Annotated in this window: 13 protein-coding genes; 8 read left to right on the forward strand and 5 right to left on the reverse strand. The window is 50.2% G+C overall.

The features are described 5' to 3' along the window. The first annotated feature begins 194 nt into the window (after nt 1–194). The 6 genes from aroF (at nt 195) to lnt (ending at nt 9,453) form a co-directional block, all read left to right on the forward strand. The gene (aroF, locus tag FEK30_RS13565; RefSeq protein ID WP_012307436.1) at nt 195–1,250 is read left to right on the forward strand and encodes a 3-deoxy-7-phosphoheptulonate synthase; all 1,056 of its coding nucleotides are present in this window, start codon (nt 195–197) and stop codon (nt 1,248–1,250) included. 155 nt (nt 1,251–1,405) lie between these two features. Then, nucleotides 1,406–3,379 carry a glycine oxidase ThiO gene (thiO, locus tag FEK30_RS17245; protein WP_138073476.1) on the forward strand — a complete coding sequence of 658 codons (1,974 nt, stop codon included), beginning with the start codon at nt 1,406–1,408 and terminating at the stop codon, nt 3,377–3,379. Nucleotides 3,380–3,559: 180 nt separating this feature from the next. Continuing rightward, nucleotides 3,560–5,119, forward strand: a complete 1,560-nt coding sequence (locus tag FEK30_RS13575; protein ID WP_138073477.1) for a ferredoxin--nitrite reductase — start codon at nt 3,560–3,562, stop codon at nt 5,117–5,119. A 667-nt stretch (nt 5,120–5,786) separates the two neighbouring features. Beyond that, a complete protein-coding gene (gene hemF / locus FEK30_RS13580) occupies nt 5,787–6,821 on the forward strand; it encodes an oxygen-dependent coproporphyrinogen oxidase (protein WP_138073478.1) in 1,035 nt (344 codons plus the stop codon). A 222-nt stretch (nt 6,822–7,043) separates the two neighbouring features. Next, nucleotides 7,044–7,832, forward strand: coding sequence for a 3-methyl-2-oxobutanoate hydroxymethyltransferase (gene panB, locus FEK30_RS13585; RefSeq protein WP_065710927.1), 789 nt, complete (start codon nt 7,044–7,046; stop codon nt 7,830–7,832). Nucleotides 7,833–7,860: 28 nt separating this feature from the next. Beyond that, complete coding sequence (lnt, locus tag FEK30_RS13590) at nt 7,861–9,453, forward strand: apolipoprotein N-acyltransferase (protein ID WP_138073479.1); 1,593 nt, start codon at nt 7,861–7,863, stop codon at nt 9,451–9,453. A gap of 96 nt (nt 9,454–9,549) precedes the next feature. Here lnt and FEK30_RS13595 read toward each other — a convergent pair whose 3' ends face one another. From FEK30_RS13595 to FEK30_RS13605, 3 genes are all read right to left on the reverse strand, one after another. Beyond that, nucleotides 9,550–9,891, reverse strand: coding sequence for a DUF760 domain-containing protein (locus FEK30_RS13595; protein WP_138073480.1), 342 nt, complete (start codon nt 9,889–9,891; stop codon nt 9,550–9,552). Between the two features lie 186 nt (nt 9,892–10,077). Further along, nucleotides 10,078–11,034, reverse strand: a complete 957-nt coding sequence (locus FEK30_RS13600; RefSeq protein WP_012307443.1) for an RNA polymerase sigma factor, RpoD/SigA family — start codon at nt 11,032–11,034, stop codon at nt 10,078–10,080. A gap of 307 nt (nt 11,035–11,341) precedes the next feature. Then, a complete protein-coding gene (locus FEK30_RS13605) occupies nt 11,342–12,049 on the reverse strand; it encodes a TerC family protein (protein ID WP_138073481.1) in 708 nt (235 codons plus the stop codon). Nucleotides 12,050–12,332: 283 nt separating this feature from the next. On the opposite strand from FEK30_RS13605, the gene psaM reads away from it, so the two are divergent. Next, nucleotides 12,333–12,428: a photosystem I reaction center subunit XII gene (psaM, locus tag FEK30_RS13610; protein WP_012307445.1), complete on the forward strand. Its 96-nt coding sequence runs from the start codon at nt 12,333–12,335 to the stop codon at nt 12,426–12,428. 77 nt (nt 12,429–12,505) lie between these two features. Here psaM and FEK30_RS13615 read toward each other — a convergent pair whose 3' ends face one another. Together FEK30_RS13615 and FEK30_RS13620 are read right to left on the reverse strand one after the other, a co-directional pair. Next, nucleotides 12,506–13,234, reverse strand: a complete 729-nt coding sequence (locus tag FEK30_RS13615) for a 2-phosphosulfolactate phosphatase family protein (protein WP_138073482.1) — start codon at nt 13,232–13,234, stop codon at nt 12,506–12,508. A 163-nt stretch (nt 13,235–13,397) separates the two neighbouring features. Next, entirely contained in the window at nt 13,398–13,823 is a 426-nt protein-coding gene (locus FEK30_RS13620; RefSeq protein WP_030006386.1) for a Fur family transcriptional regulator, read from the reverse strand. A gap of 656 nt (nt 13,824–14,479) precedes the next feature. Here FEK30_RS13620 and FEK30_RS13625 point away from each other — a divergent pair. After that, nucleotides 14,480–15,697, forward strand: coding sequence for an ABC transporter substrate-binding protein (locus FEK30_RS13625; RefSeq protein WP_138073483.1), 1,218 nt, complete (start codon nt 14,480–14,482; stop codon nt 15,695–15,697). Nucleotides 15,698–15,794 lie beyond the last annotated feature (97 nt).

Raw genomic sequence — 15,794 nt, forward strand, 5'->3', positions numbered from 1 at the left:
GAGCTTAAATATCACGTATGCAGCCTTGTCGGTTATCAAAATTTTCTCAGGTGAATGTGTCAAGATAAGACTGGGAGGGTGGCGATCGCCGACAACTTAGTTTTTAAGAACGTTATCCATAAAAAACGCCCTATTACATCGTTATTCCATAAATAAAATTTCTTTTACCTGTCGTAAATCTTCGAGGAAATACCATGATCGTAGTCATGAAAGTTGGCACTCCTGAAGCCGAAATCAACCGTTTAGGGAGTGAGCTTAAAGAGTTAGGCCTGACCCCCGAAAAAATTGTTGGGGCCCACAAAGTGGTCATTGGCTTAGTGGGAGATACCGCCACTTTTAACATTGAACTGATCCAAGAAATGAGCCCCTGGATCGAAAATGTACTCCGGGTCGAAAAGCCCTTTAAGCGGGTCAGTCTTGAGTACCGTCATGGTCAATACAGCGAGGTCGTTGTGCCCACTCCGAACGGGGATGTCACCTTCGGCCCCAATCATCCGGTGGTCGTCGTCGCTGGCCCTTGCTCCGTTGAAAATGAAGAAATGATCGTTGAAACTGCCCTCCGGGTCAAAGCAGCCGGGGCAAAATTCCTCCGGGGTGGGGCGTACAAGCCGAGAACTTCTCCCTATGCGTTCCAGGGCCACGGCGAAAGTGCTTTGGAATTGTTGGCGGCAGCACGGGAAGCCTCCGGTCTAGGGATTATCACAGAAGTAATGGATACGGCGGACGTAGAAAAAATTGCTGAGGTTGCCGATGTGCTCCAAATCGGCGCGCGCAATATGCAAAACTTTGCCCTCTTGAAGAAGGTAGGAGCTCAGAATAAGCCGGTGTTGTTAAAGCGTGGGATGGCCGCCACCATCGACGACTGGTTAATGGCTGCAGAATATATTTTGGCGGAAGGAAATTCTCAGGTGATCCTCTGTGAACGGGGGATTCGCACCTTCGATAGTAAGTACACACGCAATGTTTTGGATCTATCGGTGATTCCGGTGTTGCGCAGTTTGACCCACTTACCGATGATGATCGATCCGAGCCACGGTACAGGGAAGTCTGAATTTGTTCTTTCGCTGGCTAAAGGGGCGATCGCCATTGGCACTGATTCGCTGATGATCGAAGTTCACCCCAATCCGAAGAAAGCCCTTTCTGATGGCCCCCAATCCCTCACCCCAGAAGCGTTCGACCAGGTGATGCAAGAACTGGCAGAGGTTGAAAAATTAACGGGACGTGGCCAAAAGGAATTGGCAACAGTTTAAAGCCCCTGTGATGGCTGGTTAATGTCAGTACCCTAACGTGATATCCCTGCTACTTGGAGTGGGGATTTTTTATTTACAAGTCAAGGTTGCCGCAAAAATCTTGGCCGTTGTAGCTTAAAGGAAGGCACCGGAAGGAATTTAAGGTGATGGAAAAAATGGCACAGCAAGCGGACGTTTTAATTTTAGGAGGCGGGATCATTGGTTTGGCGATCGCCGTCGAATTGCAACAACAGGGTTGTGCCGTGACAATCCTGAATCGAAACTTTACCGAGGCTGCCTGCCATGCCGCTGCCGGAATGCTTGCCCCGGAGGCCGAAGGGTTAACGGGGACAATGCTCGAATTGGGGCAGCGATCACGCAATATGTACGCCGACTGGTGCCGCAAAATTGAACAACTCAGCGGCGTCGATGTGGGTTATTTGCCCTGTGGTATTTTTGCTCCCAAATCCGTTGCGCCGAACCAAACCGTGACCGATAGCGCTTCTGTTTGGCTAAACCGCGCCCAACTGACCCACCATGAACCGGGTTTTGGTGATGGGGTAGTGGGAGCCTGGTGGCACCCTGAAGATGGCCAAGTAGACAACCGCCGTCTGAGCCAAGCCCTACTCCAAGCGGCACGGGGTCTGGGGGTGGTGATTAAAGAAGGCGTCACTGTTTTAGGTCTCCAACAAATCCAAGGGCAAGTGCAGGCAGTGCAGACCGATCAAGGGCTATTCCAAGCGGGCCATTATGTCTTAGCCGCAGGTTCCTGGTCGAGTCAGATTACGCCCCTGCCCGTTTATCCGATTAAAGGGGAAATGATGTCCCTGAGGATGCCGAATCCTGAGGCCCTCCGGCGGGTGATTTTTGGTGATAATCTGTACCTCGTGCCGCGCACCAATGGCACCCTAATCATTGGGGCCACCGCAGAAACTGTACAGTGGCAACCCAACAATACCCCCCAAGGGATCCAAACCCTGCTGAATAAAGCGATTCAACTGTTGCCGAAACTCAAAGATTGGGAAATCACGGAACTCTGGTGGGGTTTTCGGCCCGCAACCCCCGATGAAAAACCGATTCTGGGGGCATCCCCTTGTGAAAATCTTACCTATGCCACGGGCCATTATCGCAATGGCATTTTATTGGCTCCCATCACGGCGAAACTCATTGGCGATCGCCTAATCCGCAACCAAGCAGATCCCCTCCTCCAACATTTTTCTTACCAACGCTTTTTAGATAACCCAACCCATCAACCCATGCAAAACGGTCACAACAGTCAGAATGGTCAAAACGGTTCAATGCCGAGCTTTTTTATCAGCCCTAAAACCACAACTGCAACGCCAAACCCCACGGAAACCTCTGATCAGCTGGTCATTGCCGGTCGTCGCTTTACCTCGCGTTTGATGACAGGAACGGGGAAATATCCCTCAATTGCCGCAATGCAAGCAAGCGTTGAAGCCAGCGGTTGCGAAATTGTCACGGTGGCAGTGCGTCGCGTTCAAACCAAAGCCCCAGGCCATGAAGGACTTGCCGAAGCCCTCGACTGGCAAAAAATTTGGATGTTGCCTAATACGGCGGGCTGTAAAACTGCCGAAGAAGCGATTCGGGTGGCCCGTTTAGGTCGGGAAATGGCCCGTCTGTTAGGCCAAGAAGATAACAACTTTGTCAAATTAGAAGTGATCCCCGATGCCCGCTACCTGCTACCGGATCCCATCGGTACCCTCGAAGCCGCAGCACAATTGGTCAAAGAAGGGTTTGCGGTGCTGCCCTATATCAATGCCGATCCTCTGTTGGCGAAACGCCTAGAGGAAGTGGGCTGTGCCACGGTGATGCCCCTCGGTTCTCCCATTGGGTCTGGCCAGGGGATTCAAAATGAAGCCAACATCAAAATTATTATTGAACAGAGCAAGGTTCCCGTGGTGATTGATGCAGGGATTGGCTCCCCTAGTGAAGCGGCCTACGGGATGGAATTAGGAGCCGATGCGCTACTGGTCAATTCGGCGATCGCCCTCGCTAAAGATCCCGTACAAATGGGTCGAGCCATGGGGTTAGCCACCACTGCCGGCCGCCTCGCTCACCTGGCCGGGCGCATTCCGGTTCAACATATTGCCAGTGCCAGTTCTCCCCAAACTGGACTGGTTAGCACCTAAGTTCCTTCTGTCGATTGAATGCGGCGATCGCATCATCAATATTCTGATTTCGCAAAAGCCAGCCAGGCCCGTAGTTAACACTACAAAATCTCCCTGACTGAATGTTTACCTTGGTCAAATCACCCTGGATATCCAGCCGACGCCCATAGCAACATCAGTATTGAAATCAGGATTAACTCCATGACTGACGCCGCCACAATCCAAAAAATCAAACTCACAAAAATCGAACAAGCCAAACAAGCCAAACCCGGCTTAGCGATTAAAGATGAGTTGGCAACCCTGGCCCAGGCTGGCTGGGAAGCCATGGATCAAGATGACTTAATCATTCGTCTTAAATTTCTGGGACTTTTTCACCGACCGGTGACCCCAGGCAAATTTATGCTGCGTCTGCGGACTCCCCACGGCATCCTCAACAGTGCCCAAGTACGCGCCCTAGCAGAAATTGTGCAACGCTACGGCGAAGACGGGAGTGCCGACATTACAACCCGCCAAAACATCCAATTACGCGGCATTCGACTGGAAGACACCCCAGAGATTTTGACGAAGTTAAAGCAAGTGGGCCTCACCACGGTACAGTCTGGCCACGATAACGTGCGCAACATTACAGGGTCTCCCGTCGCCGGTATCGACCCCGAAGAATATTTTGATACCCGGGAACTCGCGGCCCAACTCCAAAATATGATCACCAATTACGGTGAAGGCAGCCTCGAATTTAGTGACCTCCCCCGGAAGTTTAATATCTGCCTAGAAGGAGCGCCGGATAATTCTTCCCACGTAGAAATCAATGACATTGGCTTTGTCCCGGCCTTTAAGGATGGGCAATTTGGCTTTAATGTCCTGGTTGGCGGATATTTTTCTGCCCAGCGACAAGCCGAAGGGATCGCAATTAATGTTTGGGTTCCCCCCAATGAGGCTGTCCTTGCGGTCAGTCGTGGCATTTTAGCGCTATATACCCGCCACAGTGCCGAGGAGGGTCTCCGGGGAAATCGGGCCAAAGCGCGGGTGTTGTGGCTGGTTGAAGCGTGGGGTGTCGATGCTTTCCGGGCGAGATTAGAAGCAGAAATTGGCCAATCTTTAGAACCGGCAGCACCAGAACACGCCTTAACCATGGATAAGCGAGATCACATCGGTGTCTATGCCCAAAAACAAGCAGGTTATCACTATGTGGGCTTGCATGTCCCCGCCGGACGCTTGACCGCAGAGGACATGTTCGAGGTAGCACGCCTCGCAGAAACCTATGGCAATGGCGAAATTCGGGCCACAGTAGAAGAGAATTTCATTATTCCCTACGTCAAAAGCGAAAACGTTGAGGCGCTACTCCAGGAACCGTTGCTAGAAAAATTCTCGGTGAATCCTTCGACCCTGGTACGTTCTTTTGTGTCCTGTACGGGAAATCGCTACTGCAATTTTGCCCTTGTAGAGACGAAGGAACAGGGGTTAGCCCTGGCCCGCGAATTGGATGCCGAATTAGATATTCCCCAACGGGTACGGATGCACTGGACTGGCTGCCCAAATTCCTGTGGTCAAGCCCAGGTGGGTGATATCGGCTTTATCGGGTCTAAAGCGAAAGTTGATGGGGCAATTGTCGAAGCGGTCAATGTGCTCACTGGGGGAATGGTCGGTAACCAGGCGAGTCTCGGTGCGCCAGTGGCTCAGAAAGTGCCCTGTGGGGACACCCTCAAGGCAACTGTGAAGCATATTTTAATCGAACAGTTTGGAGCAACGCCGAAGTCCTTCTAATTTTGCTTTAATCTTAAAAACTTACAAACCATCCCACAGAGTCACTGACGGATTCTGTGGGATTTTTGCTGGATGGAATTTGTTGGGACGAGGAGACTAAATTTTTTCGCTGACCCAGATTCGATAGAGCTTACCATTCGCATCTGTTAACCAGTGAGCTACAAGGCGGGTCGGCACATTTCGATCTGTTTTGAGGGGAAAAGGGATCGAAGTTTGGGGGGTGGTTGGATTAGCAACATGATGCATTGTTCAAATCTCCTGGACACGCCAATAGGTAATAAAAGGATTAAGTCATAATTTACTTTTTCTTAACCTTGGTTTTAGTATACACCGAAGCTTTTGGGAAATTTCCTTTGTATCAGGGTTTTAAAACGGAAAAGTCCGTAAGGATATAGTTAATCTATTCTTAACCTTAGAGCGGGATTGGGGGCGATCGCCTTGCCTCTGGGGATAACCTCAGGCGACGAATTCACGGGAGGCGGCTTTTTAACTATTCGTTACAAACTTCATGAAAAATCACATTCACCGAGGCCGAAAACGTGCCAATTCAGGTTAGTCTGGAATACTAGTTTGACCTGTGTCGACCTAAAGAAGCCTTGTAACATCAGCCTTTGGGCCATCAGGTAAACCCTTTTAATAAATAGATAAAACTTCTTCCCACGCAACCATGACAGCTTTGCAAACAGAATCCACCAATGCCAGCCCCGCTCAGCCTGTGCCCCCCAGTGATTCCAAAGAACGGGTGAGCCAGTTTATGCAGCAAATCCAGGACAAAATTTGTCAGGGATTAGAGGTGGCCGATGGAAAAGGAAAATTCCAGGAAGATTCTTGGCAGCGCCAGGAGGGTGGCGGCGGTCGTTCTCGGGTAATGCGTGAGGGAAATGTCCTCGAACAGGGGGGAGTCAATTTCTCTGAGGTATGGGGCGATCAATTGCCGCCTTCGATTTTGAAGCAGCGCCCTGAAGCCGCAGGCCACGGGTTCTATGCCACGGGCACATCAATGGTGTTACATCCCCGCAATCCTTATATCCCAACGGTTCACCTCAACTATCGCTATTTTGAAGCTGGCCCCGTCTGGTGGTTTGGCGGTGGTGCAGATTTGACGCCCTACTATCCCTTTGCTAAAGATGCGGCCCATTTCCACAAAACCTACCAAGCCGCCTGCGATCGCCACCACAAGGAGTATTACAACGTCTTTAAGCGCTGGTGTGATGAATATTTCTACCTGAAGCACCGGGACGAAACCCGTGGAGTCGGTGGATTGTTCTTCGACTATCAAGATGGTACCGGAGAACTGTATAAAGGCCCCCACCCCGATAAAGCTGCCGCTGCCTACAGTAAGGATTTAGGGGAACAGCCCCAGCGCAGTTGGGAAGATCTTTTTGCGTTTGTGCAAGACTGTGGTGGTTCCTTCCTCGACTCCTATGTGCCGATCATTGAACGGCGACGCAACACAGAATATGGCGATCGCGAACGACAATTCCAGCTTTACCGCCGGGGCCGCTACGTCGAATTTAACCTCGTCTATGACCGGGGAACCATCTTCGGCTTGCAGACCAATGGCCGTACCGAATCGATTTTGATGTCTTTACCGCCCCTAGTGCGTTGGGAATATAGCTACAGTCCTGAGCCTGGTACCCCAGAGGCAGAACTCTATGAACGGTTCCTCAAGCCCCAGGATTGGGCTAACTGGCAAGGTTAAGAATCGGCCTCTTTTAAAGAGTCAAAACCGAAAGCGAAAATTGTAGTGATCACTGGGGCAAATCTGGGGGCACGAACGCCGGGATTTCCCCAGAATTTTGATTTGGGGCATAATAGCTCAGGTATTACCGGAAAAGTCCCAACACCATCGGCTGTAGCTAAAGCTGCTTTGGGGTGTTGTTCACTAGCCCGGTCAGCTTTATTGTGCCCTAGAGAACGATTGATGCGGGTTACACCGAGAACACTACAAAACTATAAAAAAACGGCACGACCCATCGTGACCCTGACAGCCTGGGACTATGTGATCGCCCGCTTAGTCGATCAAGCTGGGGTCGATGTCATTCTAGTGGGGGACTCCCTCGCGATGGTGGCCCTCGGCTATGAAAATACGCTGCCTGTGACCCTAGAGGCGATGATTCACCATACCCAGGCCGTTTGTCGGGGGGTCAAGAATGCCTTAGTGGTCAGCGATCTTCCCTTTTTAACCTACCAAGAAAGCCTTTCCCAAGCGATCCATACGGCGGGTCGAATTCTCAAGGAAACCACCGCCCAGGCGATCAAACTGGAAGGGGGACACCCAGCGATGGCCGAAACGGTGGAACGTCTCACCCGATTAGGGGTACCGGTGATGGGTCATGTGGGTCTCACTCCCCAATCGGTACATACCCTGGGTTATCGGCAACAGGGCAATACGGAACTAGAAGCGACACGGGTGATCCAAGAGGCGATCGCCCTCGAACAGGCCGGGGCCTTTGCGGTGGTCTTAGAACATATTCCAGCGACCCTGGCACAGACGATTACCGAAAAACTGACAATTCCGACCATTGGCATCGGCGCGGGACGCCATTGTGATGGGCAAGTGCTGGTAACGGCGGATCTTTTGGGCCTCAGTGAAAAAGCGCCCCCCTTTGCCAAACAATATTTAGACTTAGACAATCTGATTACCAACGCAGTCCAACGCTATAGCGATGATGTTCGTACGCAGCAGTTTCCGCCCCATCTGGGCTCCTAGATTTCTCGTATTAGGGGCAGGGGTACTGATGGGCATGGCCTCGGCCCCCGTCGAAGCTTGGTATCTCGCTTGGATCGCCTTGATCCCCCTCTGGATTTATCTTGGGCGATCGCCCCAAAGGACTAAGTCATCCCCGTCTGCTCAAGGTCGTAAAGGACTACGGGCGATGCGTAATTTTTACCAGAGATACAAACAGCCCCTCTGGTTGAGTTTTTATTGGGGTTTGGGGTACCAGGGTTTTACGCTGTTTTGGATTACGGGGATTCACCCGATGACCTGGATGGGGGTTCCTTGGTTGTGGAGTTTGGCGATCGCCATTCTTTGCTGGATCATTATCACCCTGTGGGGGGCGGGCATCCCGGTGCTCTGGGCGTTAGGGATTGTTTGTTTCGAGGAATTTCGTGCTTCCTTCGGGCCTTTAAGCTTTGCCGGGCGACTTTACCGGGTTGTTTATGGGGCGTCCTTGTGGTGTGTGGTCGAATATCTCTGGAGCCAGAATGATCTCTTTTGGCACTTCCTTGCCTTTAGCCAGAGTCCCCATAATTTAGCGATTTTACAATTGGCTCAACTGTCGGGATTTACCACCATTTCTTGGCTCATTGTGCTGGTGAATGGCTGTCTTGCGGAGGCCTGTTTCGATGCGACTGGGACTGTGCGCTTCCACCGTTGCAGTGGTCTGTTGGGGGGACTCACCCTAATTCTTCTGGGTAGTGCTCACCTGATTGGTTGGTCGCTACTGCAGACAACGCCCGTCACCAGCGATCGCCCTGCCCAAATCGGCATTATTCAGGGGAATATTCCCAACGAAATTAAACTCTACCAAGATGGTAATCAGTTGGCGATCGCCAATTATCGCGCGGGCTATGAAACCCTTGCCCAACAGCCTCTAGACTTGATTATCACCCCGGAGACGGCCTTACCCTTTCGCATTGAACAAATTCTCCAGGCAACCTTTTGGCCCCGCCTGATCCGCACAGAAAATGTTCCCCTCGTCCTGGGGGCTTTTGGTAGTGAAGCAAATAACTTTACCAACAGCCTATTTACTCTCGATCGCCAAGGCTACGTATTCAGCCGCTACAACAAACAGCGCCTCGTGCCCCTGGGGGAATATATTCCCTTTGAAGCTGTCCTGGGCAAGATTATTAATCGCCTGTCGCCCCTCGATGCCCACCTGGTGCGCGGCCAAAACCCAGCAGTGATGCAAACCCCCCTCGGCCCAGCCACCGTCGCTATTTGCTATGAATCTGCCTATCCAGAACATTTCCGTCGCCAAACCGCCGCCGGGGGAGAATTTATCATTGTGGCTTCCAACGATGCCCACTACAGTGAAACCATGCCAGCCCAACACCATGCCCTCGATGTGATGCAGGCGATCGCCAATGGTCGCTGGTTAGTGCGGGCTAACAATACGGGTCATTCGGGCGTGATTGACCCCACCGGAAAAACTTTGTGGTTATCTTCCCTAAATGAATTTGTCACCTACAGCGCACAAATATATTTAAGCGATAAAAAAACACCCTATGTCCACTGGGGAAATTGGCTCGTTAAAGGCCAAGGTTTATTTCTATTAGGAACGGGTTTGTCTGGATATATTAGCTACGCTCACAGAGCCAGGGTTTGAATTACTTATGCAGATAAATAAACAATAAAAAAGGGGAGGCTTTCCCCTTGAAGCTTCCTGAATTTTACAGCCTAAATCATTGCTAGAGAATAAACTTTAATCGGGTAAATTAAGATCCTGTTCCTGGAGAGATTTTTCGATCTGAAACCGTTGCTCTGCGTTACGGATAAAGTAGCCGCCCATCATCGCCGAGGCCAACAGTTGACCAAGCTGTTCACGGCTCATATTGACCGATACATTAAATCCATCGGCGTGGGATAAAACCCCCAATAACCCAACAATATTGCGTTCAATCACTTGATTAACCGCCGGAGATTGGGGCTTTGACATATGGGCAATCACTTCTGGAGACAAAGACTGGACATAATGCCAAAGCTCGTCTGAACCTTGTTGTTTGTTACCTGTGAGACCATAAAAACTTTGGGCTTCGTTATTCACCAGTCTTTCCTCCTAGATGCTCAATGGAAGTGATGGGTTGAATCACTGTGTTTTGATGCAATACTAACTAAGGCTAATGTAACAACTTATTGACAACCTAGAGGGGAGTATAACCGAACTTTTGCGGTGGCATTTTTACGATTTTCTCCCCCTAGGCGATCGCCAAATTATCCTTTGACTGAGCAATTAACTGGCTAAATATTCACCCATTTCCGCTTTTCGTTTGCGGAGTTTCGCAAGGGCTTCCCGTTCAATTTGACGTACCCGCTCCCGGCTGATGCTCAGGTGTTCGCCGATTTTTGCGAGGGTGTGGGGCGTCCCATCCCGGAGACCAAAGCGGAGGGTTAAAACTTCCTGTTGTTGGGCGGTCAGATCATTTAACATCCGCGCCAAATCCCGTTTTAGGGCCGCATGGGTCGCATAATCATCGGGGGTCAAGCCATCGTCTTCGAGGAGCTCGATCAGTTCCGTGTCGTTGTTATCGCCAACCCGCAGGTCTAGGGAAAGGGGCTGGCGGGATTTTTCGAGGTAGTCCCTGACTTGCTTGGTGGTTAAACCTAGTTCATCGGCTAGTTCTGGGATTGAGGCAGAACGTCCATTGGCTTGGGCCAGTTGGCGCTGGGCTTTCTTAATTTTATTGAGCTTTTCGGTGATATGAATCGGGAGGCGAATCGTGCGACTCTTTTCGGCGATCGCCCGGGTGATCGCCTGCCGGATCCACCAATAAGCATAGGTCGAGAAACGATAACCCTTGGTTGGGTCAAACTTTTCTACCCCCCGCTGCATACCGATGGTGCCCTCTTGAATCAAATCGAGGAGATCCATATTGCGCTTAATGTATTTTTTCGCCACTGAGACCACAAGGCGGAGGTTCGCTTCGACCATTTTTTGTTTTGCCTGCTTCCCTAGAAGGAGTTGCTTTTTCAGCTCCCGCTGGGAAAGGTTCGCTGCCTGGGCCCATTCCTTGAGGCTCGGCTCTTGATCCTGCTTCTCTGCTAATTCGGCTTTAAGCTTCTCTAGGTTGACCATTTTCTGGACACGGCGAGAATAGAGAACTTCCTCTTCGTGGGTTAAAAGGGGAACTCTTCCAATTTCTTTGAGGTAGGTACGGACAGGATCGGCGGAGTATTTGGCAGTTTTCATAGGTCAACTCGGCTAGAAAGGACGAAATTTAAAAAATGAAAATAAGAAGCTACTCCCTAGACTGGATTCGCCAGGGCTGCGGAAAAAGTGAGTTGTCCACTAAAGGAAACAGGCAAGGTCTGTACTGACGGGGCAGCGATTTAACCTTGGTGAAAAAACGAGAATCGAAATGCTTAATTTTTATTTATGAATTTATTTTACCAAAAAATTAGAGTTTTATTAAGTTTATTTAATAAATGTAAAGTTACTGAGAATGGCAAATGGGCCGTAGGGGAAACTACGGCGGACTAAGGGATCCAGGCACAAATTAGGGCGATGGCGAGTCCTCTTGGGGGACAAAATCAGGGTTGCGTTTAGAAAATCCCCAAATAAACATGGCGGCGATCGCCGTGATCATCAGCCATTCAGGCATCACAAAACTGGGATAAACCGCCTTAAGGAGGAGACGAACCCCCACAAAGCCCACGGTCACAAAGCCTGCATCTTCTAAATTGGTAAATTCATCGAGCCAGCGGATAAACAGCCCCGCCAGAAAGCGGAGGGTCAGAACGCCAATGGTGCCCCCAAGCACAATCAACCAAATGTCTTCCGCGACGGCGATCGCCGTTGTGACGCTATCGAGGGAAAAGGCTAAATCCGTGACCGCAATCATCGGGATCGCTTGCCAGAGGGACTTGAACTCTAGGCTATGGTGGTGATTTTTATCATCTTCAGGGGAGGTAAAGTAGCGAAAAACCAGCCACAGCAAATACAATGCCCCCAAAAGTTCTACTTGCCAATAATGGATCACCCAGGTTGCCGTGAAAATGAGGGTGATTCTGAGAATGTAAGCCACCATCAAACCAATGTTGAGGGCTTTGCGTTGTTGGGGCGGACTGGCTAACCCCTGGGCGATCGCCGCGAGGGCAATGGCATTATCGGCTGAAAGAACAGCTTCTAGGGCCACCAAAATCACGAGAATGAAAGACGTTTCTAAGCTGAAATGCAACTGGGGATGAAGAATTTGCTCGAGCATGGGAAAAATTCGACACAGTAAACTTTTGAGAACAATTCAAGACAAAAAAAGACCGCCCGTCGGGTTGCTGTGGCGGCAAATGGGTCACCTTAAGGCCATTGTAAACAAACTATCCAGTCAACGGCAGAAACTTCTCAGAATCAAGGTTAAAGCGACGCATTTTTGGTGAATGGGTGAAGGTTGGGGTGATATGTTGCGTCTTGTTACAAAACCTTGGGGAAACCAGAGGCAATATCGCAAATTAAGGGATAAACCTCAGTTTATATTCGGAGTTTTTAAAATTATGGGAATTTCTGATACCCAAGTGTTAGTGGCCCTTGCCATTGCCCTCATTCCTGGTGTTTTGGCTTTCCGGCTCTCCACTGAGCTTTATAAGTAAATTTGTCTAAATCTGCCACAGAAGCAGACTTGGGGGTTCCGTGCGGAACCCTTTTTTCATGGCTCCCTTAATTTTTTTTAGTGGCGATAGGCTTTGAGAACACCCGGCTCTGTTTGAATCGGTAGAACCGCCAGGGTATCGCTTTGGGCACAGTAACGAATATCGATTTCATTGTCTAAGCGCAGGAGACGCTGGCCGTGGCTTGCGAGCTTGAAGAGGCCAAATAAATCTTGCTGCCACTGTTGATAAAGGGAAATTGCCCCAATCACTTCGTCATTCCCTAACTGGTCACTGTCCCCATTCCACAGGGCCTTGGCGATCGCCCCAGCACAGACGGTATCTTCGAGGGAATAATCCCCCTGCCAACCGGAACCGACGAACCAAACGGTGTCTGGCTGTTCTGTCTGGAGAAACTTCACCACGCTCTGGCGATTCACTTGGGCTGCGGTAATCACTGTGGACGCTTGCTCAACGCGCTTGAGGGCCCTCGTGCCGTTGGTGGTTGTTAAGAAGAGGCGCTTCCCAGCCACCATTTCTGGGGTGCAACTGCGGGGAGAATTGCCAAACTCACAACCTTCTACCTGTTGCCCGCCCCGTTCCCCAGCCCGGAGAAAGGGGGTTTGCTGCCAAGTTTCACTAAATTGAAACAGTTCATCGAGGTCAGCAAAGGTTTGTACTGCTTCTGCTCCAGCGTGGAGCGCCGTAGCGATGGTCGTGGTGGCCCGCAGTACGTCAATAACCACAGCACAATCGGGGAGTTGATCCGTTGGCGTCGCCTCAGGCGTGTGATACACAAAAAGTTTCACGCAATAAAATCCTTCCTAACAATCCAGTCTAAATTCCAAAATACCTGATTTGGCGATCGCCCCGGACAAAACCTTCATGAGGTTAAGGGTTCTGACCAAGGCTGCCAAACAGCAAGGATCAACCCAAGCTGGCCGAGGCGAAATCCCAGATTATTTAAACAAGTTAAGCACGGCAGTCCGCACAGAGTCCCTTAACGGTTACTTCATAGCTCTCGGCGGTAACTTGCGTCGCAAACTGACCCAAATCAAAACAGCTAAAGGCTTGCCAAGGCAGATCCTGGATGGCCCCGCAGTCTCGACAGACGAAATGGTGGTGCGGATTAACATTGGCGTCATACCGAGTTACGCCTTCATCTAAGAGCACCTCTCGCACAAGATTCACTTCCCGCAAGACCGTCAGGGCACTGTAAACACTGGCCTTAGAAGCAATGGGTAAATCCGCATTCACATCCTCTAGGATCTGTTCTACCGTGGGATGATCCTGCCGACCGAGTAGATTGGCATAAACCGCAAACCGCTGGGGCGTGATGCGCAACCCCTCTTGCTTCATCGTGTTACGAATTTCTGTGGCACTAAAGGCTTGGGACATGGTTTTGGGGAAGAACAGACGACAAGGAAATAATGGGGGCTATTCTGACGAATGGGCCAAGGTGAAATCAAGGCTTGTTCGTTGCAAAATCAGCGATAAAAGCAATTCTTAAGAATTTTTTCGGATTACGGATAAGAAAAAAATATAGGTTAATAGTTCTTTAATGATCTTAGCACCTTAAATTAAGCTTTACGCCTATCTAGGAGAAAGTTCTATCTTATACCTTTCCCTAAGTAAGAATGAATCCAATCAGATCGAAAACGAATTGACGGCATTCTGTGGTCTCATTATTTGGCTTTGATGACATTTAACGGGCTAAACCTCTCCCTCCGGTGATTTCCCTTGGGGCCAAGGGTGGGCAAACAGCACTTGAGTATTTATACTTAAAAACAAGCAAAATCGATATTTCTTCGTTGCATATTTTGCTAGTGGAGCTGTCAAACCATGGAACTCAAAAAAGAAATTCAAGAAATCGGGATCATTTCGGGGTTAGCGTTATTGGTGTCTAGTTTTTTTACGGCCCTCGTCTGCCTGTAGCGCTTCAATAGGAGTTACTGATTCCCCATCGCTGTCAATCAAGCAGCAAGCAGTTGAAGGAGCATCGAGCTTCGCAGTATTCTGGATGTCTGTTATATCAAGACTCTATAGAAATTTGTATGTTTAAATATCGACGCTTGCTCCAGGGGGCGATCGCCTTTTTGACGGCGGTGCTGGTGATTGCCTGTAATGCCCCGTCTCCTCCTACGGATGCCGGTAATAATAATGGCAACCTCGCGGAAATTCCTCTGGGAGTCGCCGTCGCCCAGACCAGTAATGTTGCTTTATTTGGCCAAGAGCAGATCCTCGGCACCCAGATTGCGGAAACCTACTTCAACGAAAACGGCGGCATCAACGGTAAACCCCTAAAGATCATTCTCCAGGATGTGGCTGCCGATGAGCAGGGCGCCATCAACGCCTTTAATACCCTGATCAACCAAGATAAAGTAGTCGGTATCGTTGGCCCGACCCTTTCCCAACAAGCCTTTGCTGCCGATCCGATCGCCGACCGGGCCCAAGTTCCCGTCCTTGGCCCTTCCAATACCGCCGAAGGAATCCCGCAGATTGGTGCATTTATTGGCCGAGTTTCTGCCCCTGTCTCGGTGGTTGCTCCCAATGCCGTGGCCCAAGCCCTCAAGCTCAACCCAGAACTACAGCGCGTTGCGGTTTTCTTCGCCCAAAATGATGCCTTTAGTAAATCAGAGACAGAAACCTTCCAGACGGCTGTCCAAGATTTTGGTCTGGAATTAGTCACGGTACAAAGGTTTCAAACCACCGACACTGATTTTCAAGCCCAGGTGACTGCCGCACTCAATGTTCAACCAGATCTAGTGATTATTTCGGGGTTAGCAGCCGATGCGGGCAACCTGGTGAAGCAACTGCGAGAATTAGGTTACAACGGCATTATTGTTGGGGGGAACGGCTTAAATACTTCTAATATTTTCCCCGTCTGCCAAGCAAAATGTGATGGGGTGTTGGTGGCCCAAGCCTACAGTGCCGAGTTAGATAATGAGATTAACCGCGCGTTTCGGGACGCCTATTTTCAACAAAACCAAAAAGAGCCGCCCCAATTTAGTGCCCAGGCTTTTACGGCGATCCAAGTTTTTGTTGAAGCCCTCAGCAGCCTCGACGAAAAAACGCCCCTAGAAACTCTTGCTCTACCGGACTTGCGACGACAACTGCGGGACGAAATTTTTGCAGGTACCTACGTCACGCCTTTGGGTGAAATTTCCTTCACAGAGGAAGGGGAAATTGTCCAGAAGGAATTTTTTGTGGCCCAAATTGAAATGGATGAATCGGGTCAACAGGGCCGTTTCGCCTTTATCGAAGGGAACTAGGTCAAGGCAAGCAGTCGGAGGGACACCTAATGGAAATTTTCCCTCCGACTCCCCTCAAGGGAAGACACCCTCTGTCCTCTGGACATCTCCCTCAAGG

Source organism: Picosynechococcus sp. PCC 11901 (genome assembly GCF_005577135.1).
Lineage (GTDB): Bacteria > Cyanobacteriota > Cyanobacteriia > Cyanobacteriales > MRBY01 > MRBY01.

Bases quoted from the DNA above. Each gene is read 5' to 3' on its own strand.
- psaM (WP_012307445.1), top strand. From the start codon at position 12,333: ATGGGAATTTCTGATACCCAAGTGTTAGTGGCCCTTGCCATTGCCCTC.
- lnt (WP_138073479.1), top strand. From the start codon at position 7,861: ATGGGCATGGCCTCGGCCCCCGTCGAAGCTTGGTATCTCGCTTGGATC.
- FEK30_RS13605 (WP_138073481.1), bottom strand. From the start codon at position 12,049: ATGCTCGAGCAAATTCTTCATCCCCAGTTGCATTTCAGCTTAGAAACG.
- panB (WP_065710927.1), top strand. From the start codon at position 7,044: ATGCGGGTTACACCGAGAACACTACAAAACTATAAAAAAACGGCACGA.
- FEK30_RS13620 (WP_030006386.1), bottom strand. From the start codon at position 13,823: ATGTCCCAAGCCTTTAGTGCCACAGAAATTCGTAACACGATGAAGCAA.
- hemF (WP_138073478.1), top strand. From the start codon at position 5,787: ATGACAGCTTTGCAAACAGAATCCACCAATGCCAGCCCCGCTCAGCCT.
- FEK30_RS13600 (WP_012307443.1), bottom strand. From the start codon at position 11,034: ATGAAAACTGCCAAATACTCCGCCGATCCTGTCCGTACCTACCTCAAA.
- FEK30_RS13625 (WP_138073483.1), top strand. From the start codon at position 14,480: ATGTTTAAATATCGACGCTTGCTCCAGGGGGCGATCGCCTTTTTGACG.
- thiO (WP_138073476.1), top strand. From the start codon at position 1,406: ATGGCACAGCAAGCGGACGTTTTAATTTTAGGAGGCGGGATCATTGGT.
- FEK30_RS13575 (WP_138073477.1), top strand. From the start codon at position 3,560: ATGACTGACGCCGCCACAATCCAAAAAATCAAACTCACAAAAATCGAA.
- aroF (WP_012307436.1), top strand. From the start codon at position 195: ATGATCGTAGTCATGAAAGTTGGCACTCCTGAAGCCGAAATCAACCGT.